Origin of the sequence: Nocardia sp. GP40, from assembly GCF_050434125.1 — a bacterium.
Taxonomy (GTDB): domain Bacteria; phylum Actinomycetota; class Actinomycetes; order Mycobacteriales; family Mycobacteriaceae; genus Nocardia; species Nocardia albiluteola.
Map to the genome: position 1 here is coordinate 131,431 of NZ_JBNPVW010000007.1, position 24,319 is coordinate 155,749.

Below are 24,319 nucleotides of genomic sequence, written 5' to 3' on the forward strand. Positions count from 1 at the left end.
TACCAGTGCGTGGCGCAACTGGATCGGAGCAGCGTTCGATTATGAGCGGGGCGGCAGCACAAAAGAATTCATGATGGTGTGACTGTCGACCATCGATCCACGCGGATCCAGATAGGCAGGGAGCGACGGTGTACTCGGTGGCGCGAGGGCAGCGGAATCACATGGGTGGTAATGGATTTGATTGAGCGTGGTGGTACTGACGTCGGAGCAGGAGCGTCGTCGCGCGCCGCACATCGACGGCACGAAGCTGGCCGTCGCGCGGCAGACAGTCAGAGTTGGGATGCCGACTCGGCAGCGGCGTCGCAGGCAGCGTCGAGGACCTGCCGCCTGAGAGCGACGTCCACGTGGGCATCGAGCCGGGCTTTCGTCAGCTGGACGAGTTCTCTGCGCACGGTCGCATACAGTTCGTTGTACTCGAGGGTTTTGCGGTCGAGATGTCCGCGGACCAGGCTGATCATGTCCGGATCGCCGTCGCGGTCGGCGGCGTCGAGCATGTCGCGAGCGCGGTCCAGACCGGCCTTCGCGGTCTTCAAATGCTCGATGAGGGCGTCTTCTCGTGACTTGGACACGATCGTCTCGGCGTCGGTGATGCTCTGCGCGGACGACAGTTCACGCAGCGCGGCCTCCGCGATGGCGACGTACTGTTCGACCTGGCGGATGTGGTCGAGGTTCATCGTGCTCCTGATTGCCCGGGCTGTCGGCGTCGTCAGAGTCCGACCGGCGTTGGGCCCATGGTAGGTCGCCGATCGACAGACTGCACACGAGTAGTTCCGTGGAGACCATCAGTATCCTTGGTGTACATGGAATCTCGATTCGAAAACGCCTGGCCGGAGGTCTTCACGGGCCTGGATGCGACGGTCAGGCAGTCGGTAGTCGCCACTCTGGCCGATACGGCCCTGGCCGGTGCGGAGCCGACACGGCAGGACGCGGTGGACCTTGTCGCTCTCGCGTGCGGCGACATCTCCGAGGCGGAGTACCGTCGCCGCACCGCTGAACGTGTGGCGAATTCGCGCGGCGGAGATCGTTCCGCCGAGGCATGACCTCTCCGGAGTCGTCCGCGTGGGACAGCTACCTAACCACCGGGGACGACGGCAGGCCGATGTTGCGCAATACGATCGGCGCGGTCAACGACTATCACCTCTGGGTTCTCGAATTCCGCGAAGTGATGGCGCGGACTCAGGAAATCCGCAGCGGAGCCGCCGCTATCGCCCGGACCGGAGATCTGGCCCAGTGGCGGGCGATCCACGCTCACCAGTTCGGCAACATCTACGAATGGGCGGGGCAACTGCGGACAACCAGGATGTCCAAGGACGGCGCCGGATTCGCCGCACCGGGCGAGCTGGAACCCTATCTGGCCGAACACGTCCCGACCGCCGCTCGGATGCCGTGGCACAGGATGGGCCGGGACGAGTTCGTCGAAGCCGTGGCCTGGTCGTTCTCGGCACTCAATGCGGCACATCCGTTCCGGGAAGGAAACGGCCGCTCACTGCGGGTGTTCCTGGACCAGCTCAGCGAGCACGCACGCTGGAGGATCGACTATTCCCAGGTCAGCGACCGGCAAGGTGCCGAGCGGTGGGACGCAGCCTGCCATGCGACACGAGCACGATGGCCGGAGATAAATCCCGCACCCCTGGAGGAGCTGTTCGATCGGATCGTCGGAATCGCCGATGTGCCGGCTGTCCAGCAGACCGGTGTCATGCCGCCCGCGCAGCGGCGATTGCTGGGATTGACCAACATTCGGCCCGCCGAGCCCTCACATGAGGTGCCGGGATCGGCACCGATGAGCGAAACCTATGAGGTGCCCCTGGACCGGGACACCGACCCGGACGTGTTCTAGCCTGTTTCTCCCGTCCCAACAGCGCTGCCGGTTGGTCAGTGGATCGACAGGTGTGGGCCCGGAAGCGGATGCCGAAACGGCGCAGGAAGGGGATCCGCGCCGCCCGGCTGTACCATTGTGCCGCCAACCGTGTGCCGCCACGAGCTTCGACCGACGGGTTGCACTGAACCCATGGTCATTGGTGATCGTCTTTCGGGTAGTTGGCGCAGGTCAAGTCGTGTTCGCAGTCCCAGTGCTCGTGGCGAGCCTGGTCGAGTTCGCCGTCATCGCAGTGCGACCAGGTCGAGCACCCCGCCTCGAACCCGGGGCAGCCATCGACCACGATCACCGGGCTGCGGAAGCCGACCGAGCCTGAGCCGTCGGAATATTCGGGCAGTCGCGGGTAGATGGCGGTGGCTTCGGCGTCGTAGTTGCCGAGTACATCGATCGGGCACGTCACGATCGTCCATCGGAACCGGTTGCTGTCGTGCGGGATGCGCGCGCGTACGGCTACACGAGTGAGCTCACCCTCGAGCGTAGCGACGATCGTCGCGACCCCGGACTCCTTCGCTATCTCCACCGACTCGTACGGGACCGCGTCGCGCCACGCTGGGTCGTCGTAATGATCATGGGAGATGAACAGAGTTATCTCGCCTCGGTCTTCGTCGAGCGCGGATTGTTTGACATGCACAGAGAACCCACCCCACTCGGCCGAAATCCATTGCAGCGCTTCCAAACGTGTGAGTTCGGCCGGATCGGTCTCAGCATGCCATTCGAGCGGGGGCACCTCGACGGACTCACTGAGGTCGACGACGGGCTCGGGCACCTCGATGCTGGACATCTACTTGCTCTCCTCGATCAGTGCGGGCATGCAGGGGGACCGGCCCCCAGCCCTGGTAGATCAGCCGCACTCGGCGGCGTTGCCGGTGATGTGAATTGGCCTCGCGGGCGCGGAATCGTTGTCGAGCGTCCGGACTCGACCGGCCCGAGCGATCGCCGGAGTCCACCTCAAGCCGCGGTGTGAAGTGACCCCGGTGTCGTTGCACGCTCGGATCTGTTGTGTATGGCGTGCGGCTTGTTGCCGAGCTGCCCGTTGTGGCATCGGACTAGAGATCCTGAGCGTCTTTGATGAGGGAGGCACCGTAACCCGCTGCGCAACAGGTGAATCCGTGAGAACAGCAGGCGGAGAACGATGGGCAGCGCGGCGACACCGCGGACCGGGCCGGCAATGGTGGCCGGCGTGATGAGCCGCTTGTCGGTGTGACAGTCTCAGCTGGAATTGTTGGCGCTCACTGTAGTTGGCATCGCGACATTGGCACCGGTGAGCCGGGATGGGGCGTCGAGATTGGGGGCGGAGGCCGGATATCAGCATCGCACCGGCATCGAGAACGTTTCTGGTCGCTGCGGAACTCTGTACCGATCGGTCGCCGACGCTGCGGTGCGAACATACCGCGCGCACGGTAGATCACGCCTGGACATAACGACGGGCCCTGGGCCGGCGGAACCCGGCTGCGTGCTACGACCACGGCCGTTGGCTGGGGGACGACTTCCGGACAACGGGACCGCCTCATGCGACCGCTGCGGATTCTGCGCCGTCCAACCAGAGCATGGACGAGAACTGGGTTGATCGGCAGGCCTTGACCGATGCTGGGCTCGACTCCGACGATCCGCAGGTCTGGGCTGATCAACGCCGAATCCGCGCACTGCTGCAACAACACTGGCGACAGGGCGCACACAGGTACCGCAGGACTCAGGGGGCCGACGATCGATGATCTCTGGCGGAGACGGCGAGAAGGCTGCATCGAACGATGTCGATGCGGACAGACGGTGACGGCTGAGCTGGGTATCAACGCGACTCGGCGCGGGGACCGGGTGAGTCCTCGCGCCGAGTGGGTGGGTGCTACACGGGAGATGTACCGCGATCACCTTCTGCGGGGGCATGATGGGTGACACCATGCCCGTGCGTTGTGCGGGTTACGGAAGTACCTGCGGAATGCTTTGCGGCGCAACATATCCGGTCGCGGCTCCCAGCAGCGCGCCACCGATGATCGGGGCGGCCGCGCCGAGAACGCCACCGATGGGTGCGCCGATGATGCCGCCGATGACCGCGCCGGGCACCGTGAGCGTGCCGACCGGCAGAGTACCGAGAGCGCCACCGATCGCGGCGCCGGTCGAGGCACCGCTGGCGAGGCCACCGACGAATCCCGGAATCGCCAGAATCGCACCGACACCAGCCCCGATCGCGGCACCGTTGTCCACCGGGTTGCGATCGGCGATGTCCTGGGCGCGTGGAATCGGAGCCGATGCGGCCGCTACGACGGCCGGTTGCGGTCCGTGAATGGCTGGGGACGCGCTCGCAGCCCCGGCGCCGACAGCGCTCACGAGCAGGGGAATCGCGACCACGCTCGCAACTTTGGACATCGAATTCATTGGGTGTCTCCATTTCTCTCCAGTGGCTTATTCAGCCCTGCAAGAATCACAACCAATAAATGCCTGCATGTCCATGCTTTCGACAGCCACTGTTGGTGGGGCCACGGATAGTGGTGACACGATAGGAATTTCTTCCGTGAAACACCACTGGCAGTGGGGCCACAAAGGGTGTGGTCCAGATGAATGGACAATAACAGCGCTTCGGGTTTTCATGAATCCATGGCTGTAACCCGAATTTCTCACACATTCGAAGCAGTTGCCCGGACCGGCACCGGTGCGGCAGCACAAAGCCGGCGTGCGCTGTGACCTCGGCGGGAGAATCACACTCCGAGGTACAGCGGCCGTTCGGTGCTCTGACGCAGCACCAGGTGTCGTTACTGCGACACAGTGCCGTGTCCGTGGGCACCGGTCGCTGCCGAGCGGTGGCCGAATCGATCTACGCCCAATTCGCCGACGGTCCCGGAACACACCCGTTTCTGTACGACCTTCCCGCGCGGATCCGGTCGACGGCGAAGTTTCTCGGAATTCTGGTTACTCTCGCCAGCACGGACCCGCTCGACACTCGACGGCTCGAGGCGGAATTCACGGCAGTGGGACGAGCACACGCCCGTGCGGGGTTACCGCCGGTACTGCTCGACCTGGGAGCAGCGGTGTTCGTGCGGTGCATGGCCGCCGCCGCGGCCGAGAACGGCCGGGCATGGTCCCCGCAGGAGATGTCGGTGTGGGAGGCGCTCATGCGAACCGGTGTGGACATCCAGAAACGCGCATACACACAGACCTCGAACCACGAGCAGAACGCTCCTCCGGCGGTAGCCGCGCCCTCGACCTCGACTGCACCATATGCGTCATCGGCCCCGGAAACGGAGACCGGCGTCGAATGGAACGACCGCTAGAGACAAACGATGGTCGGTGATTCCTGGCAGCAGGACACGTACGCGATGACGTACATGACCATGGGTGACGATGGTGAGCCGATGATGCGCAACCTGGTCGGCGCCACCACCGAGCGCGTCCTGCGGCTCATCGAGTACCGGCAGACCATGCAGCGCACACTGGAGATTCGGCTCGGCTCCGCAGCGATCCCGCACACGGGCGACGTCGGGCAATGGAAAGCCATCCACGCCCACCTGTTTCACGGGATCTACGAGTGGGCCGGACAGTTCCGGACCATCGACATGGGCAAACAGGATGTGGCCTTCTGCCCGCGCCACTACCTGGATGCCTACGCCCGCCAGGCCGTCGAGGCCGTGGCCAGCCGTCCGTGGGCGGACCTGAACCGCGAAAGGTTTCGCGATGCGGCGGCCGGCGGGTTGGCCGCGCTCAATGCGGCACACCCGTTTCCGGAGGGCAACGGCCGGTCGACTCGCCTGCTGTTCGATCAACTCTCCGATGCGGCCCGATGGACGATCAACTACAGCGCGGTCAGTTCGGCCCGGTGGAACGACGCCTGCCGCGCCACGCTGGTGTGGGCGAGTCCGAACACCGATCCCCAGCCACTGCGCACCTTGCTCGACGGGATGATCGAGGAGAAGGTCGAGAACGCCCAGATCGATGAAACCATGCCCGAGTTGATGCGGCGGGTACTGGAAATGACCACCTCACTGCCCCACCTGACTGCCCCAGGCCAACTCGCGCCGGGAACTGGAAACGGCATGGACACCCTCATCGGCCTAATCGGGGGCCCGACACAACACCAGTCACCCGAGCCCCCGGAAACACAACTCGAATGACCGGTATCCCTGTGCCACGACTCCCGAACGCTGGCCGACCACCACTACCACAACGACCTGCCCTGCCATCAGCAAAGGATCTTGCAGAACCGTCGCTGCGCCGCGCACAGCAGCGCGACAGCTCACGGAGCCGCCGGTCAATGTCCGGGGGCACCATCGGAGGCGGCAATCCACTTGTCGTAGGCAGTGACCGGGCGGGTGTCTCCAGCACGGCGCCGGGCACGGTGGTGAAGCAGGAACCGCAGGATGCGCTCGCCCTTGGTCTGCGCCTGATCACGCAGCGCGTGCGGACAATCGGCGGGAATGTGCACGCCTTTCGCGCGCATATCGACGGTGATCCGGGTATCCACGCAGATCGCCCCGCCTCCTTGGCGGCGTACGAACAACCGCAGCAGGCCGGTAACCACGACCGGATTACGCAGATCGGGTCTCAGCAGCACGTATTCGTTGCGCCACGAATAGTATTCGGTGTCCGGCGCGAGGCGGACACCGATAGGGCGGGTGATCTCCGGCTTCGCGAAGGGCTTGTAGCGGGTGTAGAACGGCCACCACCCGGGACCATAGTGAATATCGAAATCATCGAGATCATAAGCCCAGTCACCGGGCGGGGTCGGTCGGCCCCACACATCGAAATAGCTTCCCGCGGGGTCTTCGTGGACGAGTGATGGAGTCATAACGTTGAAGGGCTTTCACTGGCGAGGATCGGCGTCGTGTGTGTGGGCCAACGAGGGGTACTGCAGACCCAGCAGCAATGCGGGAACCATGTCGTTGTCCAGACGTTCGGCGACCGTGACCATGCACGACCACTTCTGATCGCTGGACTGCACGCGACGTTCGATGTGAACGAAATCCGCGCCGGTGTGTTGCTCGATGCTCAACGCATAGCCTGCGACGGTGATGTCGATGACCGGCTCGAAGTAGTGCTCGAGCTCGTTGGGGTCGAACGTTGCCGCGAAACCGAGCGCACGCAACCGCGCATAGAGCTTGCGTAACGCCCGATATTGCTCGTCGTGGACCGGCCGACCATCGTCGTCGTCCGAAAACATGGTGAGCGTTCTCCTATCTTGTTGTCTTGCAACGCATCCGAGCCTCCCCGGAAATGACGTGTGCGGGGTCGGCGGCTCGGGCGGATCGACCGCGGGGGCTGTCGGCGCGGCGCCGACCCATGTCCCGTATCAGCGCTGGGCACGGCGGCTCCTGCCAGAGCTGCCGGGACGGCGGGGGTCCTGCGCGAAGATCGACGACGAACCTGCACTTGATGTTGCGAGGACACCGCACAACCGGCTCAGCGACTGGGCGGGCTCGCTACTCACCGGCGAGCAAGCGGAACGGCTGGCCTGGGCGTAGCCCGAGTGCACCCTGGCCGAGGTGATCGGCTCCCTCACCGACTCGTTCCGCACGGCGGATGAGCTGGAGGAAACCCCTGATCCTCGATGCTTGCTCAGTAGGAGGCATAGAGTTCACCGCGAACCGTCTGGACGGCCCTGCGTGTGGCGATGGCGGCGGTGGTGAAGAAAGCGGCGTGTGCGCCGCCAGCGATATACAACGGAAAATCCACGTGCCGCGTCCGGTTGTCGATGCGCACATACCAGCCCTCGGGCTGCCCGTCGTGCGGCGGATACACGCGAGCGGAGACGTCGATCCGGTCGGCGGGCGGTGCGATATCGATGCACGCAAGACCACGGCCAGGGTCGTTGACGTGCATGGTCCATCCGGCCGGAACGACGCCTCGGATGTCGTCGAGCTGGCGGCGGAGATTAGTGCGGGCCTGGTCGAACCACCGGGCGTTGCGTACTTCGTTCTCACGCCACAGCTTCTCGGCGAAGCTGACCCACTCGCCCGCCGCCGCATCGAGCGTGAGATAGCACCCACACTGCTGACACCACGGGCAATCGTGTCGCCGAGCGGTAGAGACGCCGCCACAGTGGACGCAGACAATGTGTCCACCGGTCATGATGGTCTCCCGTCCGCGCGGAAACCGAGTCATATCCGGCCGCCCGTCGAGCAGAGCTGCGGTGGCCGGCGAGAGTACGGGCGAAAGCGACGCGGACCGTACGCTCACGAGGTACTCACCACGCGTTCATGAAACTCCGCGCACGCCTGGCAAGCGGCGATCGGCCCCAGCGGTCCGCGATCGATGATCACGACAGCCGGTACGGCCATCCAGCCATGAGCTACCGAATACGCACAATGGGCATCCATGGATTTCGGAAGAGATAGAACAGGCAATTCTCCGCCCCTTTTGTTCGGCCGGAACGAACGTGACAGATCCGGCGACAGTGATCGGTGATATAAGACGAGCCACTCGACCATCGGTCAGACGATGCCGACGAAGCCGGCACCGAACAACTGCGCTTGTCGAATGAGATGACTCTCGTACTCCTGGACGTCATCGAGAATAACGTCACGCAGAATCGAGTCCTTGGTATCAAGCCAACCGAAATAGCCGCCGCCGGAACCTACTATCTCGCCGGACCGGCGTGCGACCGAGTATCCGAAAGCATCACCCTCGGCCCAATACGACAGTTCTTGGATATCGTCGCCGACAACGCGGTCCGGATCGGTTACCTCGGACACGAATTCCGGGGCGATAAACGCGACGCCGCGCAGCGCATCACTTTGCATGGCCGTGTCGGGTGTGAACGGTGGATCGGCGGCGATCCGTCCATCGTTCCCGGAGTGGTGCAGCGTGTGTATGCCGCGGCATCCGCGTAGGGCGAGCCACCGTACTACCGATGCCTCCGAATGGATTCCATCCGCGAGGATCCGGGAAACCTTCTCGGCCATCGGGCCGTAGCTGTAGGTGAGGGAGCGCCGATCACGGGGACCGAGCACGACAGAGGTGACGTGGTCGTATTCATCGAACGGGTTGTTCACGTATTCGTCGATCCACCAGGTGACCTCGTAGGTGCCGAGCTCGCCCGTAATCGACTCAATGTCGATGGTGTGCACCGGGAAAGTTTCCAATCGAGTAGTGAGCGGCAGGGGTTCGACGATCCTGGTAACGCGGCCGTTGCTCGGACGCATGGAAGCCACGCGCGTAGGATCTGCCGTAGAACGGGGCTCAGCCAGTGGCCCCGCCGCTCCTGGCCCGCACGCACCGCGGGTGCCTTGGCATCGGGAAACAGCTGGCTAGCTGCGGGAACACGGCGGGAGCAGGCGGGAAACGATCCGATTTTCCGAGTGCATTTCCGCGTGCACGGGGCATCGTGCAGAGTCCTAGATGCCCCATGAGCAGCGCGACAAGGTGGCCCGACTCTTAATCAGCGGGTATAGCAGTCCAGGTCGGTTTCTTCCTCCATCGCGACGATGTAGCCGGTGACCTCGGTGCCGCGTTCGCTGGTGCGACTGAACGCGGTACGTGCGCGCGGGTTGAATGCGTTGCACAGGGTGCCGTCGCTGGTCTTGCGGGCAGGTTTGGCGGCACCCGGTGAATTTCCGGGTGGCGAATACCGCGCAGCCGGCTCGCGGCGATCATGGACTCGCTGGGTGCTGCGCCACCGGCAGCTCGGGGCGGCCAACGGTCCAGGCCGTTCACCGCCGGCCGGGCAGGACCGGGCCGGAAAAGATCCGCTGTGCCAGCTTCAGCCCGGCCGGCCGGCAGGTCGGCGCCGCGGCCGATCGGCCAGGGCTGTACGCCTATCTACGCAGGTCAATGCGTGTGGTTAGCGCATGTATCCCCCTCCGGACACAGTAAGAAACGAAAGCCGTTGCACTGCAACGGCTTTTGTCGTATCCATGGACCACAGGCGTATTGAACCCCCACAAGCAGCCCGTTCGAGTGGGTGATCAGGACTGCATTCATTCCGCGGTGGCGGGTGGGGCGACCTTGCGGTTCGAGAGTCGCGCCAATCGCGGGTACGCAACCGCATGCGCCGTCTCCCCGCGACCACCACAACCACCACAATCAGCATCGTCGGACGGTCCATACCGGAAGCTCAGCGCGAACTCCCGGCCCATGCCCGCACGAGACATGTACCGCCCCGACAGCGACCAGCCCGGCGCAGGCGCGCTGTATTCACAGGGTCCGGTCACGGCAAGCCGAAATCACTCTGCCCATCCCAGCACACTCCCCCATGACCCGCCCACCGCCGATACCACTCACACATCACGACGCCGGCAGGAACGGCCACCACCAGTGCGTGACAGGAATACCCTGTGATTATTCGCTATTTAGCTATAGTGCTAAAATGCAAACATGACCGAACTCGACCCTGAGGAGGAAGCTGGCGTGTTCCGCGCGCTGGCCGACTCGACGCGCCGGCAGATCCTGGAGGATCTGCGCTCGGGCGAGTTGACCGCGGGTGATATCGCCGCGAGGTTTCCGATCAGTGGTCCGTCGATCTCCCGGCATCTGGCCGTACTCAAGGCAGCCGGGCTCGTCCGAGAGCGACGAGTCGCCAATCGGATCTTCTACTCGCTTGTCGAGGAACGACTGGCGTTGTGTGTCGGCAGGTTCCTGAGCGCGATCTGCCCGGAACAGGTCATCGTCAAGCAGCGCAGACTGCGAACCACGAAGAACAGGGGTGCCGGATGAGACCTCCGCGGATGTCCAGCCTCGTCGAGCGACGCCTTCTTGTGAACTACCGAGTCGCCCCTGAGGCAGCCGCGAGCTTGGTGCCGCCGCCTATGCGACCCCAACTGGTTGACGGTTGGGCGGTCGCCGGCATCTGCCTGATCCGCCTCGGACAGTTCCGACCTAGTTGGCTGCCTGGCTGGGGCGGGCTGCGCAGCGAGAACGCGGCGCATCGCATCGCGGTTGAGTGGGATGGTCCGCAGGGACGCTCGACCGGGGTGTATATCTCGCGTCGCGACAGCGGCTCGGTGATCAATGTCCTTGCCGGTGGGCGGCTGTTTCCGGGTGATCATAGTTTGGCGCGGTTCGACGTGCGGGAGACGGCGCAGGACCTGCATGTGGCTTTCGCCAGTCAGGACGAGACGATCTCGGTGAGTGTGGACGTCCGGACCGTCGAGCGGTTCCAGGGAAGCGAACTGTTCGCCGATCTGGCGCAGGCATCGGACTTCTTTCGGCGTGGCTCGGCCGGATTCTCGGCCACGCGTGGCGGTCAATGCCTCGATGGGCTCGAACTCCGAACGGACTCGTGGCACGTCGAGCCGGTCGAGGTCTGCTCGATTCGGTCCACGGTCTTCGACGACCGGGACCGGTTCCCGCCAGGCAGCGCGGTGCCCGACTGCGCCTTGCTGATGCGCGAGGTGCCTGTGACCTGGCGCCCCCTTCCGCCACTGCGAATCGTTGCTGGCTCTGCGACTGCAGGGAATAGGCGGCCTGGATCGTCTGCGGTGAGCGAGGTTGTGGGCTCATTCCGAGACTTTGCCCGCGGCCGCTGATCAGCGAGGCGCCCGGCCCCACGGCTGCAGCCCGGCCCCTGCGCGGGTTTACTGCGGCTGCGCGGAATGGTCCGGCTGGGTGGCAATCGTTTCCAGCGCGCTCTGTCGGTCGGCCCAGGCGAATTCGACCTCGACCTTCCAGCCGGTGCCGTCCTTGCTGCGTTCGATCTCCAGCTCCCGCATCACCTGCGGGGGCACGCTAACGGCGCCGCCCATTCCGGCATAGCCCAGCTCCCCACCAGCATCGAGGTCGTCGGCCAGGCGACGCAGTTCGGCAGCCAACTCAGCCCGGGTCAATGTGCGATTATCCCGGTAAGTCTTCCGATGCTTCGACATACTCTCCAGCACACCCCCGAGGCCACGGTCGCGCCCAGGGTCGAACTACCTGCGGCACGTGCACCGAAGGGCCTTCCGGCATGCGAACACCGCCGAACAATCCGTCGCGTCCGGCAGTTTGCCAGGGTCGCACCGGCGTTGCGATTCCGATCCCAAAATCGAGCTAGCTGGATTCCTGTGGATTTGCTAGAAACTTGCCTCTGCACTTGGTTGAATGGGTCATACTTCAGAGTGTGTCCACGACCCCGGACTTCGAGGCAATGCTGCGCAGCTCTGCGCTGCGGGTCACAGCACCGCGGATAGCGGTGCTCACGGCGGTGCATCGCAGGCCGCACTCGGATACGGATTCGATCATCGGGCTGGTACGCGAGGCGCTGGGAGCGGTGTCTCATCAGGCCGTCTACGACGTGCTGCGGGCCCTGGCCGCAGCGGGTCTGCTGCGGCGCATCCAGCCGACGGGCTCGGTGGCGCTTTACGAGACGCGCGTTGGCGACAACCATCACCACGCCGTCTGCCGAGAATGCGGCGTGATCGTCGATGTCGATTGCGCTGTCGGCGAGATCCCCTGCCTGACTGCCTCCGACAGCCACGGTTTCGTCATCGACGAGGCCGAAGTCGTCTATTGGGGTTTGTGCCCTGCCTGTTCGAACTCTCCCTCCTCCCAACATCATCCGTGATCGAGAGCCCGAATTTGCTTGCTATCGAAAGGAATTGACGTGCCCGAGGAACACCCACCCATTGGAGATGCCAGCACCGAGCCCGGCGTGAGCGGCTGCCCGATCGCCGGCAGTCTCAACTACCCCGCCGAGGGCGGAAACAGCAACCGGGAGTGGTGGCCCAACCAGCTCAACCTGAGGATCCTGGCGCAGAATCCCGCGGTCGCCAACCCAATGGGCCCCGACTTCGATTACGCCACGGAATTCGCCACCCTCGATGTGGACGCGGTCCGCCGCGACCTCGAGGAACTCATGACCACCTCGCAGGACTGGTGGCCGGCCGACTTCGGCCACTATGGGCCGCTGTTCATCCGGATGTCCTGGCATGCGGCGGGCACCTACCGCATCAACGACGGCCGTGGTGGCGCCGGCGCGGGTATGCAGCGGTTCGCACCGCTCAACAGCTGGCCCGACAACGCCAGCCTGGACAAGGCCCGCCGCCTGCTGTGGCCGATCAAGCAGAAGTACGGCCCGGCGCTGTCGTGGGCCGACCTGATCGTGTTTGCCGGCAACGTGGCATTCGACTCCATGGGCTTCAAGACCTTCGGCTTCGGCTTCGGCCGCGTCGACCAGTGGGAGCCCGACCAGGACGTGTACTGGGGGCCCGAGCACACCTGGCTCGGCGACGAACGCTACACCGGCCAGCGAAACCTGGAAAGCCCGCTGGCCGCAGTGCAGATGGGCCTGATCTATGTCAATCCCGAAGGGCCCAACGGCAATCCGGACCCGTTGGCTGCGGCGGTCGACATCCGGGAGACCTTCCGCCGTATGGCTATGAACGACGTCGAGACCGCGGCGCTCATCGTGGGCGGCCATACCTTCGGCAAGACCCACGGCGCCGGTGATGCCGATCTCGTCGGTCCCGAACCAGAGGCTGCCCCGCTCGAGGAGCAGGGCCTGGGCTGGCGCAGCAGCTTCCGCACCGGCGTCGGCGCGGATGCTATCACCAGCGGTATCGAGGTGACCTGGACGCCGACACCGACGCAGTGGGACAACAGCTTCCTGGAAATCCTCTACGGCTACGAGTGGGAGAAAACCAAAAGCCCGGCTGGGGCCTGGCAGTATGTCCCGAAGGACGGTGCCGGGGCCAACACCATGCCCGACCCGCAGGGTGGGACGCGGACGCGCACCCCGTCGATGCTGACCACCGACCTCTCGCTGCGACTCGACCCGATCTACGAGCAGATCACCCGGCGCTGGCTCGACCATCCCGAGGAACTCGCCGAGGAGTTCGCCAAGGCCTGGTACAAACTGATCCACCGCGACATGGGCCCCAAGGCCCGTTACCTCGGGCCACTCGTCCCGGCCGAGACCCTGTTGTGGCAGGACCCGGTTCCCGAGGTCGATCACGAATTGGTCGGTCTCGCGGAGATCACCGACCTGAAGGGCCGTATCCTGTCCTCGGGATTGACTGTGCCGCAGCTGGTTTCAACTGCGTGGGCGGCGGCGTCATCGTTCCGTGGCAGCGACAAACGCGGTGGCGCCAATGGCGGCCGAATCCGGTTGCAGCCGCAGGCCGGGTGGGAGGTCAACGAACCCGACGAGCTGGCGCAGGTGGTACGCAGGCTCGAGGGCATTCAGGAGTCGTTCAACTCCGCGCAGTCCGGGAACGTGCGGATTTCGTTCGCGGACCTGGTCGTGCTCGGCGGGGTCGCGGCGGTCGAGAAGGGCGCCAAGGACGCCGGATTCGACATCACGGTGCCGTTCACCCCGGGCCGTACCGACGCTACCCAGGAGCAAACCGATATCGAGTCGTTCTCGCTGCTCGAACCGGCCGCGGACGGCTTCCGCAACTACGTCGGCAAGGGCACCCTGCTCCCGGCCGAGTACCTGCTGCTCGACAAGGCGAACCTGCTGACACTCAGCGCTCCCGAGATGACCGTCCTCGTCGGTGGCCTGCGAGCACTCGACGCGAACCACAAGCAGTCGGCACTGGGCGTATTCACCGCGAAGCCGGGGACGCTCACCAACGACTTCTTCGTGAACCTGCTCGACATGCGCACGAAATGGGAATCGTCGGCGGCCGACAATGGCACATTCGTCGGTAAAGACCGCGCGAGCGGCGAGGCGAAGTGGACCGGCAGCCGCGTCGACCTCGTCTTCGGCTCCAACTCGGAACTGCGCGCGGTCGCGGAGGTGTACGCCACCGACCGTGCCGGGGAAAAGTTCGTGCGCGACTTCGCCGCCGCCTGGACCAAGGTCATGAACCTCGACCGCTTCGACCTGCACCGGTAACACCACCCTGTTCGGGCAGTCGCCGCATTGTTCGGGCAGTCACCGCATGCGATGCCCCGGCGAGCCACTCGCCGGCGCATCGCATCCAAACGAGCGCCTCCGCGACGCGGACGTGCCGTTGTCGGATCTCGCCGATGCGCTCACGCGGGGCGCGACCGGGCGTGTAATCGGCCATCGCCCCCGAACAACACGCCACGCTCCTGGGCGCTGATCATGACCTGTGGTTCCGGTGGTGTTTGCCGACACGCGGGTCTACTCGTCGCGCGTCGCCAGCGTCCTGCAACGGTGGCCTCTTCGCGCGCCGGCGGTTGTGGAAGATCTTCAGGTACTCGAAGCCCGCGCCGACCAGCTCAACCCGAGTTCGCCACCGCTGCCGGCTTCCCGCAAGGGACCTGGGATCGCGCATGCGGTATTGGCGTGGGAAAGGCGGTCGCCGCTGTCCCTGAGTCCTCACCGACGAACGCGGATGATCGTCTTCCCCTCGATCCGCTCGGTCGGGTTGAAAGCAACGACCGCGTCGTCGAGAGTCGCGACTTGGCCGATATGCGTCCGCAGACGTCCATCCCGCACCCGCCGGGCGATCTCACTCAATTGCGCTCGATCAGACACGACAACGAAGTCGATCGCCAGGCCGTCGGCCGGCCGTGCCTCGGGCGGACCGGCGACGCTGACGAGTGTTCCTCCGGAACGAACCAGACCCGCGGACCGCCTTCCGATGTCGCCGCCGAAGACATCGAACACCAGATCAACTCCACCGACACCTTCCATAGCGTCGTTCTCGAGGTCGACAAACTCGTGCGCGCCGAAATCGAGCGCCGTCTGACGATGGGCAGCGCGTCCGGTACTGATGACGTAGACGCCGGCCTCACGTGCGAGCTGTATCGCCATCGAACCGACCGCGCCGGCCGCGCCATGCACGAGGACGCTCTGGCCCGCCCGGATATGGCCGTGCTCGAACAGCCCCTGCCACGCGGTCAGGCCCGTCATCGCCACGCTCGCGCCCACTGTGAAGTCGACGTCAGCTGGCAGCGGCGCAAGGTTGCGCGCCTCAACGACGACATACTCCGCCAGCGTGCCGTCGCGAGTCCAGTCCGTAAGGCCGAACACCCGCTGTCCCACCGAGAATCCCGTTGTTCCATAGCTGAGAGCGGTGACCACCCCGGCCACCTCGTGGCCGGGGATCGACGGCGTCCGGTCACGGCCGAGGCGATCGATCCAGGTCGAGGGCCACTCCAGCTCATTCCCGGTGAATCCCGACGCGTGAACTTCAACGACGACGTCACCGTAGCTCGCGCCCTCGAGACCGGCGAGCCTCGCCACGTCCGGCTCGGGCCGCTCCGCCAGCGTCATCCCCGCCGTTCCCGCGGCCCTGTCCGTCACCACAATCGCCTTCACCCGTACCTCCCTGGATAGGGTCTTTGCCTACGTCGCATGTACGCGTCAGCCACAACTAGACGATCTCGTTCAGGCTAGTACGGAGTCGTCCTGCCCGACAGGCAGCGAAACGCCTGGCGGTGAGAGCGAAACACCTGGCGTTGAGACCGCAGAGGTCGGGACGCATATGAGCAGGGGAATGCACGACGCCCGATGTCGCGGCGGGTCAGCAGCGCGCCACATCGTGCACGATCCGGATTTCGTCGACTATTTCCGGTCGGCGGCGTATCCGGCGGTGTTCTCCTCGGCGTTGCGGTCCCCCGACGTCGCCGGACTGGCCGCAACCCTCGAGGTCGTGCGCACCGCCGAACACCGGCGCACCCGACCGCGCGAGATATCGACGGCGGTGCGAAAAGCGCTGGCGGATCTCGCCACACCACCGGACCGATCATTGATCAGATTTTCATTGCACACCGCACTCAGCGATCACCACACAGAACGAATAATGCTGGCTTGCACCGAGATCCGCGAGCGATTCGGAACGACACCGCCCTGCGTCCATGACACACCGGACTGCCGTCGACACAGTTGAAACGGGTGCGCCCGGAGAAGCGTCGACCTGCCCGACTGCTCGTATCGAAGAACGAAGCTCATCGGCTCGGCGCTCGCTATACTCCCGCGCATGGCAGATCCGCTCTTCGACGCCGTCGAGCGAGAACGCCTCGCCGACCTGCTCGAGGAACTCGGCCCCGAGGCGCCGACACTTCTCGATCCGTGGACGACGCACGATCTCGCCGCACACCTCGTGCTCCGCGAGCACGACCTACTCGCCGGACCTGGACTCGTCGTCCCGGGCGCATGGGGTCGATTCGCGGAACGGCGAAGAACGACCCTGGCACACAAGGACTTCCGCTCGCTGGTGGCCACCATCCGGTCCGGACCGCCACCAGGATTCTTCCGCATCGGATGGGTGCGCCGCGTCCCCAACCTCAACGAGTTCTTCGTTCACCACGAGGACGTGCGCCGAGCCAACGACCACGGCCCCCGCACGAACTCGCCCGCCCTGGACGCCGCACTCTGGCACAACCTCGGCCGCGCACCATGGTTACTCGCCCGCCATCTACACGGCGTAGGACTTGAACTCGCCTGGGCCGGCACAACCGAGACCATCAGAGCCCGACGAGGAAGACCCACAGCGCACATCACCGGACTGCCCGGCGAGCTACTGCTGTACCTCTTCGGCCGTCAAAGCGCTGCACAGGTAGAAATCACCGGTCCCCCCGACGCGGTCGCGGCTGTCCGGCGTGCACGCCTCGGCATGTAGGCGCGAAAGACACCGTCGGCATCCCACGGATGACTAAAGTCGCCGAATGGTAGCTGGATCGAGCGCGTGCCACCCCTCGCTCAGCTCACAGACGAATCGGCTCACGAGGCGGCACTGGGGACTCGCGGCCTCAGATCGTGGGCGCAGAGCCACATGGACGAGGTCCTCTTATCGCGACGTCCCGGTGGCGGATAGCCTCCCGGATCCGGGCGGCGCAACTGCTCCGGAATGTCAGCGGGACTCCGGGGCGCAGGACAACTCACAAACCGCCGAGCCGCGCGAGCACATCGAATGCAGTTTCGTTGGATTGGTACAGAGTCCGTATCTCGGCCACTGTGGCGTCGTGGACCGTGGGGTTCTGTAGCGCGAGTCCGTTTCCGAAGACGGTCACGTTGTAGCCGTCATCGGCGGCCTCCAGCATGGGGCCGGTCGCAACGCCCTGTCCGACAAGGCGATCCAATCCTTCGCCGAGGAAGTAGAACCGCCACAGCGGCCCGATGTCGACGCCGTATGCCGCCTTGGTCCGATCGATGATCGGCGATCCGACCCGGGCGATCCCGTCCACGATCTTGAAGTGATCGCCCACATCCTCCGGCCGTGCGCCCACTGCCGCGACCGAATACGTCAGATCGACCGTGAGATGCGCGTTGTACCCTGCCATTGCCACCCGCGCACCGGAGACGCCACAGTCCGCCGCCAGCGAAAAATACTGCGCCCAATGCGGTTCCACCGCACCGCTCACGAACTCACCATGGAAGTTGACCAGAATCCGCCGCGCGAGCTCTAGACTCACCGCGTGCGCATAGTCCGGATGGGCGAACGCCGCAGGGTCACGCTGCAGCGGCATCACGGCCCGCTGTTCGGACAGATCGAGCCCGATCAGGAACAATCCCCGCCGATCCCGATGCCGCATCAGAATGTCGGTGATCCGGTGATGCCGCTCGATAGCATCCTCCAACCGCCGCATCGGCGAACCGGTCAAGGTTCTGGTATCGGACAGTGCGGCAATCGAATTCACCTCGCGCTCGGACAACGTGCTGCCACAACCCGCCGTCGCGGCGGACGACGCCCCGGCTGCCGCCGGTGCGACTCCGAGCGCCACAGCGGCACAAGCCGACCCAACCAGTACCCGCCTCACAACCCCGACCCGGCGCATCCGGATTCCTCCTTGCAGTCGTTGCGATTGCAGGCCTCACCGCAGTTGCAGTAATTAGATCTCATCGTCCTGATCGACGACTGCACCGACACGTGCCAGATCTTCCGCGAATGGGGCGGCAGCGCCTTCCATTTCACCGAACCAGCCACGCTGCGCGCCGACATCGGGCATCTACTTCCCGACCTCGCCGGCGTCTGAGCCGTCCTGCCTCCGGCTTCCTCAGAACAAGAGTGCGCAACACGTGGCGCACCAGTGACAAAGGTTGTATGGCCTCCGGCACATAGCAACTCAACACACCCACATGCCGATGAGCGTGAATCCGGATACCGACACCCGGTCTCGAATCGCGAAGTCAGAATCCCGCCAGTGTGGAGAACCAGTCGCTGTGAGGATCGGGAGAATGACAGTCGATGTGATGACCACTCTGCGGGCCTTCTATGCGGCCGAGGCCGCGTACCTCACCGAGGGCGCCGAGTTCGAGCAGATGGCCGCGCACTTGGCCTCGGACGTCGTCATGTATCAGGCGTCCAGCCTGCCCTACGGCGGCGAATGGCGTGGGCACGAGGGCTTCCGGAAGTTCATTGCCACCATGGGCGAAAGCTGGGACGGCCTGTGGTTCGACGAACAGCAGTTCCTCAGCGACCAGAATCGGGTCGTGGTCTACAGCCGCGGCCGGCTGCGCGCACGATGTACCGGCCGAACAGTGAAAACGTCACTACTGCAATGGATCAGCTTCCGAGACGGCTTGATCACCGAGTTTCGCCCGTACTACCACGACACCTCTGCGGTGCTGGCCGCACTGACCGAGTGATCGAATCCCCGGGACAACGACTGCCCGCCCAACGGCGGGCAGCCACCAACGGGGCAACGAATGCAGACGGCCGGGCATCAATCCAGCTTCTAATAGTCACATCTCGCATCAACCGTCAGCGTTCACCAGCAAAAATCGGGGGTCAGCACAGGCCCCATCCTTGCCCGCCCGGCGCGGCGAGTCTGGGCAAGCCCTTGCAATCTCTACCCTCGTGTGATTAGCATCTCAGCAACCAGGGTAAGAATGGAGACCTCCTGTTGGAGGCATCATTCTGCCCTTTTTGCGGTATAGCCTGCGACAGGACGGTCTCCCGGCAGAGAGGCCGGGCATCGTGTCTAGCAAAGTACTTCGTGGCGTTCACGACGTCGTGTCCTATATCGACGAACAACCTCGGATCGCGGGCCGCGCAAGCGTCATCTGGTGGCTGGCCCTAGGCGGGCTGTTCCTCGACGCGTTCGGCAACTCGGCGCTGAGCGCGGGACTCGGCCCCATGACGAAAGACATGCACCTCGACGCCACCCAGGTAGCGATTCTGACCTCACTCGCATCGTGGGTCGCCGTCGTCTTCAATCCTCTCGGTGGCTGGATGGCCGATCGGTCAGGCCGAGTGCGGCCGCTGATCCTGGCGAAGTTCCTGTCGGTCATCGGCGCAGCCTGCTGCGCCTTTGCGCCGGGCTTCGAGGTTGTGCTCTTAGGGCGGTTCTTCGTCGGCGCCGCCTACGGGATCGACTTCGCTATTGCGATGGCGCTGCTGGCCGAATTCACCCCGGCACGCTTCAAGAGCCGGCTGAACACGTGGCAGGGCGTCTGGTACACCGCGGTCTCCAGCAACCTGATTCTGGCGATCGGGTTCTACGATCTCGGTGTCGGTCAGGCGATCTGGCGGTACGCGGTCGGCTCGACGGGTGTGGTGGCGCTGGCGCTGCTGGTCGCGCAGGCGCGATACATGGTCGAGAGCCCCATGTGGGCTGCCCGCAAGGGACGCCTGGAGCAGGCGGCCGAGTCGATGACCAAGATCTACGGCGAGGAATTCACGGCGGCGCCGGCGGGTGATCGGACCCCGATTCGCAACCGGGCCGATGGGGGCTTGGCGAACGTGGCCCTGATATTCCGGGGGATCTATCTGCGCCGCACGCTCTTGGCGAGCACCGTGCAGATGGGTCAGTCCATTCAGTACTTCGCCGTCGGGTGGTACCTGCCGATCATCGGCCTTGCGCTTTTCGGGCACAGCTTTACCGTGGCGACCCTCGGTGCGCTCGTCTTCAATGTGTTCGGAATTGTCGGCGGTTTCCTGTCCCCGAAGATCGGTGCGCGGCTCGGGTTGCGTCGAGCATCCGCGCTCGGGTTCGGCGCGGTATTCGTCATGCTGGTGATCTTGGGTATCTGGCATGCGCATCTGCCGCTGGCGCTCGGCTTCCTCATCCCGTCGTTGTTCATCCTGTTCCACTCGGCAGGCCCCGGCGCCAACGGCAAGACACTGTCCTCGCTCTCGTTCCGCAGTGAGCTCCGCGCCGGAGCCAACGGAGTGATCGGTGCGATCGGAAGCGCCAGCGCCGCGCTCGGGCTGCTGATCTTCCCGATCCTGCGCTCGCATCTGGGGCTCGGTCCGACGTTCCTGATCCTGTCCGTGGTTCCGTTGCTCGCGTGCATCGTGTGTTGCGTGATCACGTGGGATCCGACCCGAGCCGCATTCAACCCTGACGAAGAGCAGGACGCGCCCGGGTTCGCCGGATCCGGCGACGGCGAGCCCGACGCCGACGCCGCGCCCGTGCAGGACGGGGTTCGCGTATGAGCTCGACCGCTATCCTCGCAATCGACGAGGGGACAACGGGAACCCGCGCGGCCTGGGTCACCGCCGACGGTGTCGTGCACGATCTGGAATACCGCCGCCTCGCGGTATCGACACCGAGATTCGGCGTGGTCGAACAAGACGCCGGCGAGATTCTGGAAAAGACACTCGACGTGTGCAGGGCTGTTGTCGCCCGCGCAGAGGCGGCTGGCGCGAGTATCGCAGCGGTGGCACTGGCCACCCAACGGGCGACGGCCGTGCTGTGGGACACCGTTACCGGGCAGGCGCTGGTTCCCGCGATGGTCTGGCAGGACTGCCGCCACGCGGACGAGCTCGCAGCCCTTGCCCCGGAGTGGGACAGCACGCTCATGGCCGAGGTAGGACGCCCGACCGGGCTGCGTTCGCCCTACCTGTGGGCAGCGCACAAGGTGCGCGAAGATCCTGCGGTGGCACAAGCCCACCAGGCGGGTCGGCTCGGATTCGGAACCATCGAGACCTGGCTGCTGTGGAATCTCGCAGTCGAGCGCACCTATGCGGCCACCGCCACCAACGTCACCTCGGCAGGGGCATACGTGCTGGCCGAGCACGCCTACCACCGGGACTGGATCGCCGCGCTCGGCTTCCCGCTCGAGCTCTTGCCGGAGCTGCGGCAGGACGCGGACTGCCTGGGGCACACCGACCCGGCCACAATCGGCGTCTCGGCACCCATCCTCGCGGCCATGGGCGACCAGCACGCCGGCGCGGTCGGCCTGGGCTGCCTGGAGCAGGGGCAGGCGATGTGCGTGCACGGCACGGGCAGCTTTGTGGACCTGATCACCGGAACCGAGCCGCCCGCCCGGTCCGCGCTCCATCCCGGGACGCTCACGGTCACCGGGTGGCGCAGAAAACAGGAAACCGTCTATGCGGTCGAGACGTTCACCGCCACCTCGGGCTCCGCCCTGGACTGGGTGTGCAACACGCTGGGCTGGTTCGATTCGGCGCAGTCGATCAGCAAGCTCGCGGCCTCGACCACCACGTCGAATGGGATCGTGTTCGTTCCGGCGCTGGCGGGGATTCGGACACCGGTGGTGGAATCACGGGTCAGGGCGTCGCTGACCGGGTTCTCCATGTCGAGCACGCGCGCGGAGGTGGCGTACGCGGTTCTGGAGGGTATCGCGCAATCCGTGGCCGACTCCGCGGAGGCCAACGCGGAGGTCGCGGGGCTCGACGTGACGCACATCGTGGTCGGCGGCGGCTTGTCGTCGAGCGATCCCCTCATCCAGATGCAGGCCGACCTGACCGGGCTCGCGATGCGACGCCTGCCGGACTCCGGCGTGGCCAGTCTTCGGGGGGCCGCGTTCATGGCCGGTGCCGACGGACTGCTGTGGAATTCGCTGGCCGAGGCGGCGTCCACGCTCGCTGCGGCGGAGGTCTTCGAACCGCGGCCCGCCGACAGCGCTCGACGCAGCCGGCGGGCCGCGTGGAAGGCACGGATAGCCGCGGAACTCGAGCTCGTCGAGGCGGGGGACGCACCGCCGCAATCTGCCATCAACCCTGTCCACAAACAACTTTCGGAAGGATGAACACATTGGTTTCGCTAGGCTCGATATCCATGCCCGCGCGCAGGCCGGCGTCGGCGCGGGCGCGGATGGTCTCAGATGCGCCATTGCGGCTCGATCGCGCCGAACAGCTTGCCCGCCTCGACGGCGGAGACTTCGACATCATCGTCGTCGGTGGCGGGGTCACCGGCGCCTACACGGCCATGGACGCGGCGCTGCGCGGATTTCGGGTGGCGCTGCTGGAGAAGGACGACTTCGCCTCCGGCACATCATCGAAGTCCTCCAAGATGATCCACGGCGGACTGCGCTATATCGAGCAGGGCAATCTGGCGTTGGTGCGGCACTCGCTGCTCGAGCGGCAGCGCCTGCGCAAGAACGCGCGGCACCTGGTCCAGCGGCTGCCGTTCCTGTTCCCGGTGCTCTCGCACAACGGGGTCTTCGACCGCCGCCTCGCGGCGGGTTTCGAGAGCCTGCTGTGGACCTACGACCTGGCCGGTGGCTGGCGCGAGGGGATCTTGCACCAGAAGCTGACCAAGAACGAAGTGCTGTCACATTGCCCAACTTTCAAGGCCGAGCACCTCGACGGCGGCTTTTTGTACTATGACGCCCGCGCCGATGATGCGCGGCTGACGCTGGCCCTGGCTCGCACCGCGGCATTCCACGGCGCCACCGTCCTCAACGGAACCCGGGTCGCCGAGGTGACCCGCCAGGGCGGCAAGGTCAGCGGCGTCGTCGCCGAGGTGGGCAGCAGACAGGTCCGGGCCCGCGCCGGCGTCGTCGTGCTCGCGACCGGCGTGTGGCTGCGCGATTGGAGCGGGGCGGGCAAGGACGTCGAGGTCCCCAACATTCGCCCGGCCAAGGGGGTGCACATCGCGGTGCCCTGGTCGAAGATCCGCAACGACTGCACCGTCACCATCCCGGTCCCGGGCCGCAACCGTCGCGCCACCATAACCCGTTGGGGCAACACGGCTTACCTGGGGACCACAGACGAGGACTACCGCGGCGACCTCGACGACGTCAACTGCACCCGCGAGGAACGCGACTTCCTGCTCGACGGCGCGCGGACCGCCCTCAACATCGACATCGAGCCGCAGGACGTGCTGGGCAGTATCGCCGGGTGCCGGCCGCTGGTGGCGCCCCCGGGCGGAAAGACGGTGGAACTCAAGCGAAATCACGAGGTCCGCACCGATCCCGACGGCCTGGTCACGGTGGTGGGCGGGAAGCTGACCACCGCTCGGCATATGGCGGAGCAGACCGTCGACGCGGCACAGGCCGTACTCGGGCGAAAGGGCCGCTGCCGCACCAAGTCGGCGTACCTGCTGGGCGCCGCAGGTTACGATCCGGAAGCGATCGTCGCGTCCGGGGGACTCGCCTCCCACCTGGGGGAACGCTACGGCACCGAGGCCCGTTTCGTCACCGACATTCTTGCCCAGGACCCCACCCTGGGCCGCCCGATTGTCGAGGGCCTCCCCTATCTGGAGGCCGAGGTCGTCTACGCGGCACGGCATGAGCTGGCCCGCAGCGTCGACGACATCCTCTCGCGTCGGACGCGGGCGCGGATCATGGCCCGCGACGCCTCAGCCGCCTCGGCTGAGCGGGTCGGCGAGCTGCTGATGAAGGAGCTCGACCTCCCCCGCTCGGAGGTGGCCGACCAGGTCGCCCACTACCGACTGCAGACAGCACACGAACGCGCAATCCTGATGGGAGACAAGTAG

General features: G+C 65.4%; 25 protein-coding genes. 14 read left to right on the forward strand and 11 right to left on the reverse strand.

The window, feature by feature from the left end; all coding sequences use genetic code 11:
* Window positions 1-269: 269 nt before the first annotated feature.
* Complete coding sequence (locus tag ABH933_RS22355; RefSeq protein ID WP_429420071.1) at window positions 270-674, reverse strand: hypothetical protein; 405 nt, start codon at window positions 672-674, stop codon at window positions 270-272.
* Between the two features lie 126 nt (window positions 675-800).
* Between ABH933_RS22355 and ABH933_RS22360 the strand changes: the two genes are divergently transcribed.
* Window positions 801-1,040, forward strand: coding sequence for a hypothetical protein (locus ABH933_RS22360; RefSeq protein WP_429420068.1), 240 nt, complete (start codon window positions 801-803; stop codon window positions 1,038-1,040).
* Window positions 1,037-1,837: a Fic/DOC family protein gene (locus ABH933_RS22365; protein ID WP_429420067.1), complete on the forward strand. Its 801-nt coding sequence runs from the start codon at window positions 1,037-1,039 to the stop codon at window positions 1,835-1,837. Before ABH933_RS22360 ends, ABH933_RS22365 begins: the two co-directional genes overlap by 4 nt.
* Before the next feature lie 175 nt (window positions 1,838-2,012).
* Here the strand turns inward: ABH933_RS22365 and ABH933_RS22370 are convergent, their stop codons facing one another.
* Both ABH933_RS22370 and ABH933_RS22375 read right to left on the reverse strand, forming a co-directional pair.
* Window positions 2,013-2,657 (reverse strand): hypothetical protein, encoded by a 645-nt coding sequence (locus tag ABH933_RS22370; RefSeq protein ID WP_429420065.1) that lies wholly within the window; start codon window positions 2,655-2,657, stop codon window positions 2,013-2,015.
* A gap of 1,133 nt (window positions 2,658-3,790) precedes the next feature.
* Complete coding sequence (locus ABH933_RS22375; RefSeq protein WP_429420063.1) at window positions 3,791-4,237, reverse strand: hypothetical protein; 447 nt, start codon at window positions 4,235-4,237, stop codon at window positions 3,791-3,793.
* 431 nt (window positions 4,238-4,668) lie between these two features.
* On the opposite strand from ABH933_RS22375, the gene ABH933_RS22380 reads away from it, so the two are divergent.
* Together ABH933_RS22380 and ABH933_RS22385 are read left to right on the forward strand one after the other, a co-directional pair.
* Window positions 4,669-5,139 (forward strand): hypothetical protein, encoded by a 471-nt coding sequence (locus ABH933_RS22380; protein ID WP_429420061.1) that lies wholly within the window; start codon window positions 4,669-4,671, stop codon window positions 5,137-5,139.
* Between the two features lie 9 nt (window positions 5,140-5,148).
* Window positions 5,149-5,976, forward strand: coding sequence for a Fic/DOC family protein (locus ABH933_RS22385; RefSeq protein WP_429420059.1), 828 nt, complete (start codon window positions 5,149-5,151; stop codon window positions 5,974-5,976).
* Window positions 5,977-6,113: 137 nt separating this feature from the next.
* Here the strand turns inward: ABH933_RS22385 and ABH933_RS22390 are convergent, their stop codons facing one another.
* The 5 genes from ABH933_RS22390 to ABH933_RS22410 all read right to left on the reverse strand — a co-directional run bounded on the left by ABH933_RS22390 (window position 6,114) and on the right by ABH933_RS22410 (window position 9,497).
* The gene (locus ABH933_RS22390) at window positions 6,114-6,650 is read right to left on the reverse strand and encodes a hypothetical protein (RefSeq protein ID WP_429420057.1); all 537 of its coding nucleotides are present in this window, start codon (window positions 6,648-6,650) and stop codon (window positions 6,114-6,116) included.
* Between the two features lie 15 nt (window positions 6,651-6,665).
* Window positions 6,666-7,022, reverse strand: coding sequence for a hypothetical protein (locus ABH933_RS22395; RefSeq protein WP_429420055.1), 357 nt, complete (start codon window positions 7,020-7,022; stop codon window positions 6,666-6,668).
* Between the two features lie 395 nt (window positions 7,023-7,417).
* On the reverse strand, window positions 7,418-7,930 hold the full coding sequence (locus ABH933_RS22400) for a hypothetical protein (protein ID WP_429420054.1): 513 nt from the start codon (window positions 7,928-7,930) through the stop codon (window positions 7,418-7,420).
* Window positions 7,931-8,292: 362 nt separating this feature from the next.
* On the reverse strand, window positions 8,293-9,012 hold the full coding sequence (locus ABH933_RS22405; protein WP_429455078.1) for a hypothetical protein: 720 nt from the start codon (window positions 9,010-9,012) through the stop codon (window positions 8,293-8,295).
* A 227-nt stretch (window positions 9,013-9,239) separates the two neighbouring features.
* Window positions 9,240-9,497, reverse strand: coding sequence for a hypothetical protein (locus ABH933_RS22410; protein ID WP_429420052.1), 258 nt, complete (start codon window positions 9,495-9,497; stop codon window positions 9,240-9,242).
* Between the two features lie 677 nt (window positions 9,498-10,174).
* Between ABH933_RS22410 and ABH933_RS22415 the strand changes: the two genes are divergently transcribed.
* Window positions 10,175-10,513: a metalloregulator ArsR/SmtB family transcription factor gene (locus tag ABH933_RS22415; protein WP_429420051.1), complete on the forward strand. Its 339-nt coding sequence runs from the start codon at window positions 10,175-10,177 to the stop codon at window positions 10,511-10,513.
* An 11-nt stretch (window positions 10,514-10,524) separates the two neighbouring features.
* Window positions 10,525-11,325: a DUF2071 domain-containing protein gene (locus ABH933_RS22420; RefSeq protein WP_429420050.1), complete on the forward strand. Its 801-nt coding sequence runs from the start codon at window positions 10,525-10,527 to the stop codon at window positions 11,323-11,325.
* A gap of 48 nt (window positions 11,326-11,373) precedes the next feature.
* Here ABH933_RS22420 and ABH933_RS22425 read toward each other — a convergent pair whose 3' ends face one another.
* Window positions 11,374-11,661, reverse strand: a complete 288-nt coding sequence (locus ABH933_RS22425; protein WP_429420208.1) for an amphi-Trp domain-containing protein — start codon at window positions 11,659-11,661, stop codon at window positions 11,374-11,376.
* 233 nt (window positions 11,662-11,894) lie between these two features.
* Between ABH933_RS22425 and ABH933_RS22430 the strand changes: the two genes are divergently transcribed.
* A complete protein-coding gene (locus tag ABH933_RS22430; RefSeq protein WP_429420049.1) occupies window positions 11,895-12,338 on the forward strand; it encodes a Fur family transcriptional regulator in 444 nt (147 codons plus the stop codon).
* Window positions 12,339-12,377: 39 nt separating this feature from the next.
* Window positions 12,378-14,612 (forward strand): catalase/peroxidase HPI, encoded by a 2,235-nt coding sequence (gene katG, locus ABH933_RS22435; protein ID WP_429420048.1) that lies wholly within the window; start codon window positions 12,378-12,380, stop codon window positions 14,610-14,612.
* A gap of 450 nt (window positions 14,613-15,062) precedes the next feature.
* Here katG and ABH933_RS22440 read toward each other — a convergent pair whose 3' ends face one another.
* Window positions 15,063-16,007 carry an NADP-dependent oxidoreductase gene (locus ABH933_RS22440; RefSeq protein WP_429420047.1) on the reverse strand — a complete coding sequence of 315 codons (945 nt, stop codon included), beginning with the start codon at window positions 16,005-16,007 and terminating at the stop codon, window positions 15,063-15,065.
* A 166-nt stretch (window positions 16,008-16,173) separates the two neighbouring features.
* Here ABH933_RS22440 and ABH933_RS22445 point away from each other — a divergent pair, with 166 nt between their 5' ends.
* Window positions 16,174-16,578, forward strand: coding sequence for a hypothetical protein (locus ABH933_RS22445; protein WP_429420046.1), 405 nt, complete (start codon window positions 16,174-16,176; stop codon window positions 16,576-16,578).
* Between the two features lie 90 nt (window positions 16,579-16,668).
* Window positions 16,669-17,310 carry a TIGR03085 family metal-binding protein gene (locus tag ABH933_RS22450; protein ID WP_429420045.1) on the forward strand — a complete coding sequence of 214 codons (642 nt, stop codon included), beginning with the start codon at window positions 16,669-16,671 and terminating at the stop codon, window positions 17,308-17,310.
* Window positions 17,311-17,569: 259 nt separating this feature from the next.
* On the opposite strand, the gene ABH933_RS22455 is transcribed toward ABH933_RS22450, so the two are convergent.
* A complete protein-coding gene (locus ABH933_RS22455; protein ID WP_429420044.1) occupies window positions 17,570-18,412 on the reverse strand; it encodes a DUF5995 family protein in 843 nt (280 codons plus the stop codon).
* 454 nt (window positions 18,413-18,866) lie between these two features.
* Here ABH933_RS22455 and ABH933_RS22460 point away from each other — a divergent pair, with 454 nt between their 5' ends.
* The 4 genes from ABH933_RS22460 to ABH933_RS22475 all read left to right on the forward strand — a co-directional run bounded on the left by ABH933_RS22460 (window position 18,867) and on the right by ABH933_RS22475 (window position 24,319).
* Entirely contained in the window at window positions 18,867-19,277 is a 411-nt protein-coding gene (locus ABH933_RS22460) for a nuclear transport factor 2 family protein (protein ID WP_215923795.1), read from the forward strand.
* Window positions 19,278-19,608: 331 nt separating this feature from the next.
* A complete protein-coding gene (locus ABH933_RS22465; RefSeq protein ID WP_429420043.1) occupies window positions 19,609-21,069 on the forward strand; it encodes an MFS transporter in 1,461 nt (486 codons plus the stop codon).
* Entirely contained in the window at window positions 21,066-22,628 is a 1,563-nt protein-coding gene (locus ABH933_RS22470) for an FGGY family carbohydrate kinase (protein ID WP_429420041.1), read from the forward strand. The genes ABH933_RS22465 and ABH933_RS22470 overlap by 4 nt, the downstream gene beginning before the upstream one ends.
* Before the next feature lie 29 nt (window positions 22,629-22,657).
* Complete coding sequence (locus ABH933_RS22475; protein WP_429420039.1) at window positions 22,658-24,319, forward strand: FAD-dependent oxidoreductase; 1,662 nt, start codon at window positions 22,658-22,660, stop codon at window positions 24,317-24,319.

Coding starts and splice junctions, on each gene's coding strand:
- ABH933_RS22450 (WP_429420045.1), top strand. CDS start 16,669: ATGGCAGATCCGCTCTTCGACGCCGTCGAGCGAGAACGCCTCGCCGAC.
- ABH933_RS22385 (WP_429420059.1), top strand. CDS start 5,149: ATGGTCGGTGATTCCTGGCAGCAGGACACGTACGCGATGACGTACATG.
- ABH933_RS22425 (WP_429420208.1), bottom strand. CDS start 11,661: ATGTCGAAGCATCGGAAGACTTACCGGGATAATCGCACATTGACCCGG.
- ABH933_RS22365 (WP_429420067.1), top strand. CDS start 1,037: ATGACCTCTCCGGAGTCGTCCGCGTGGGACAGCTACCTAACCACCGGG.
- ABH933_RS22460 (WP_215923795.1), top strand. CDS start 18,867: ATGACAGTCGATGTGATGACCACTCTGCGGGCCTTCTATGCGGCCGAG.
- ABH933_RS22470 (WP_429420041.1), top strand. CDS start 21,066: ATGAGCTCGACCGCTATCCTCGCAATCGACGAGGGGACAACGGGAACC.
- ABH933_RS22375 (WP_429420063.1), bottom strand. CDS start 4,237: ATGTCCAAAGTTGCGAGCGTGGTCGCGATTCCCCTGCTCGTGAGCGCT.
- ABH933_RS22475 (WP_429420039.1), top strand. CDS start 22,658: ATGCCCGCGCGCAGGCCGGCGTCGGCGCGGGCGCGGATGGTCTCAGAT.
- ABH933_RS22370 (WP_429420065.1), bottom strand. CDS start 2,657: ATGTCCAGCATCGAGGTGCCCGAGCCCGTCGTCGACCTCAGTGAGTCC.
- ABH933_RS22415 (WP_429420051.1), top strand. CDS start 10,175: ATGACCGAACTCGACCCTGAGGAGGAAGCTGGCGTGTTCCGCGCGCTG.
- ABH933_RS22395 (WP_429420055.1), bottom strand. CDS start 7,022: ATGTTTTCGGACGACGACGATGGTCGGCCGGTCCACGACGAGCAATAT.
- ABH933_RS22360 (WP_429420068.1), top strand. CDS start 801: ATGGAATCTCGATTCGAAAACGCCTGGCCGGAGGTCTTCACGGGCCTG.
- ABH933_RS22390 (WP_429420057.1), bottom strand. CDS start 6,650: ATGACTCCATCACTCGTCCACGAAGACCCCGCGGGAAGCTATTTCGAT.
- ABH933_RS22355 (WP_429420071.1), bottom strand. CDS start 674: ATGAACCTCGACCACATCCGCCAGGTCGAACAGTACGTCGCCATCGCG.
- ABH933_RS22400 (WP_429420054.1), bottom strand. CDS start 7,930: ATGACCGGTGGACACATTGTCTGCGTCCACTGTGGCGGCGTCTCTACC.
- ABH933_RS22420 (WP_429420050.1), top strand. CDS start 10,525: ATGTCCAGCCTCGTCGAGCGACGCCTTCTTGTGAACTACCGAGTCGCC.
- ABH933_RS22445 (WP_429420046.1), top strand. CDS start 16,174: ATGAGCAGGGGAATGCACGACGCCCGATGTCGCGGCGGGTCAGCAGCG.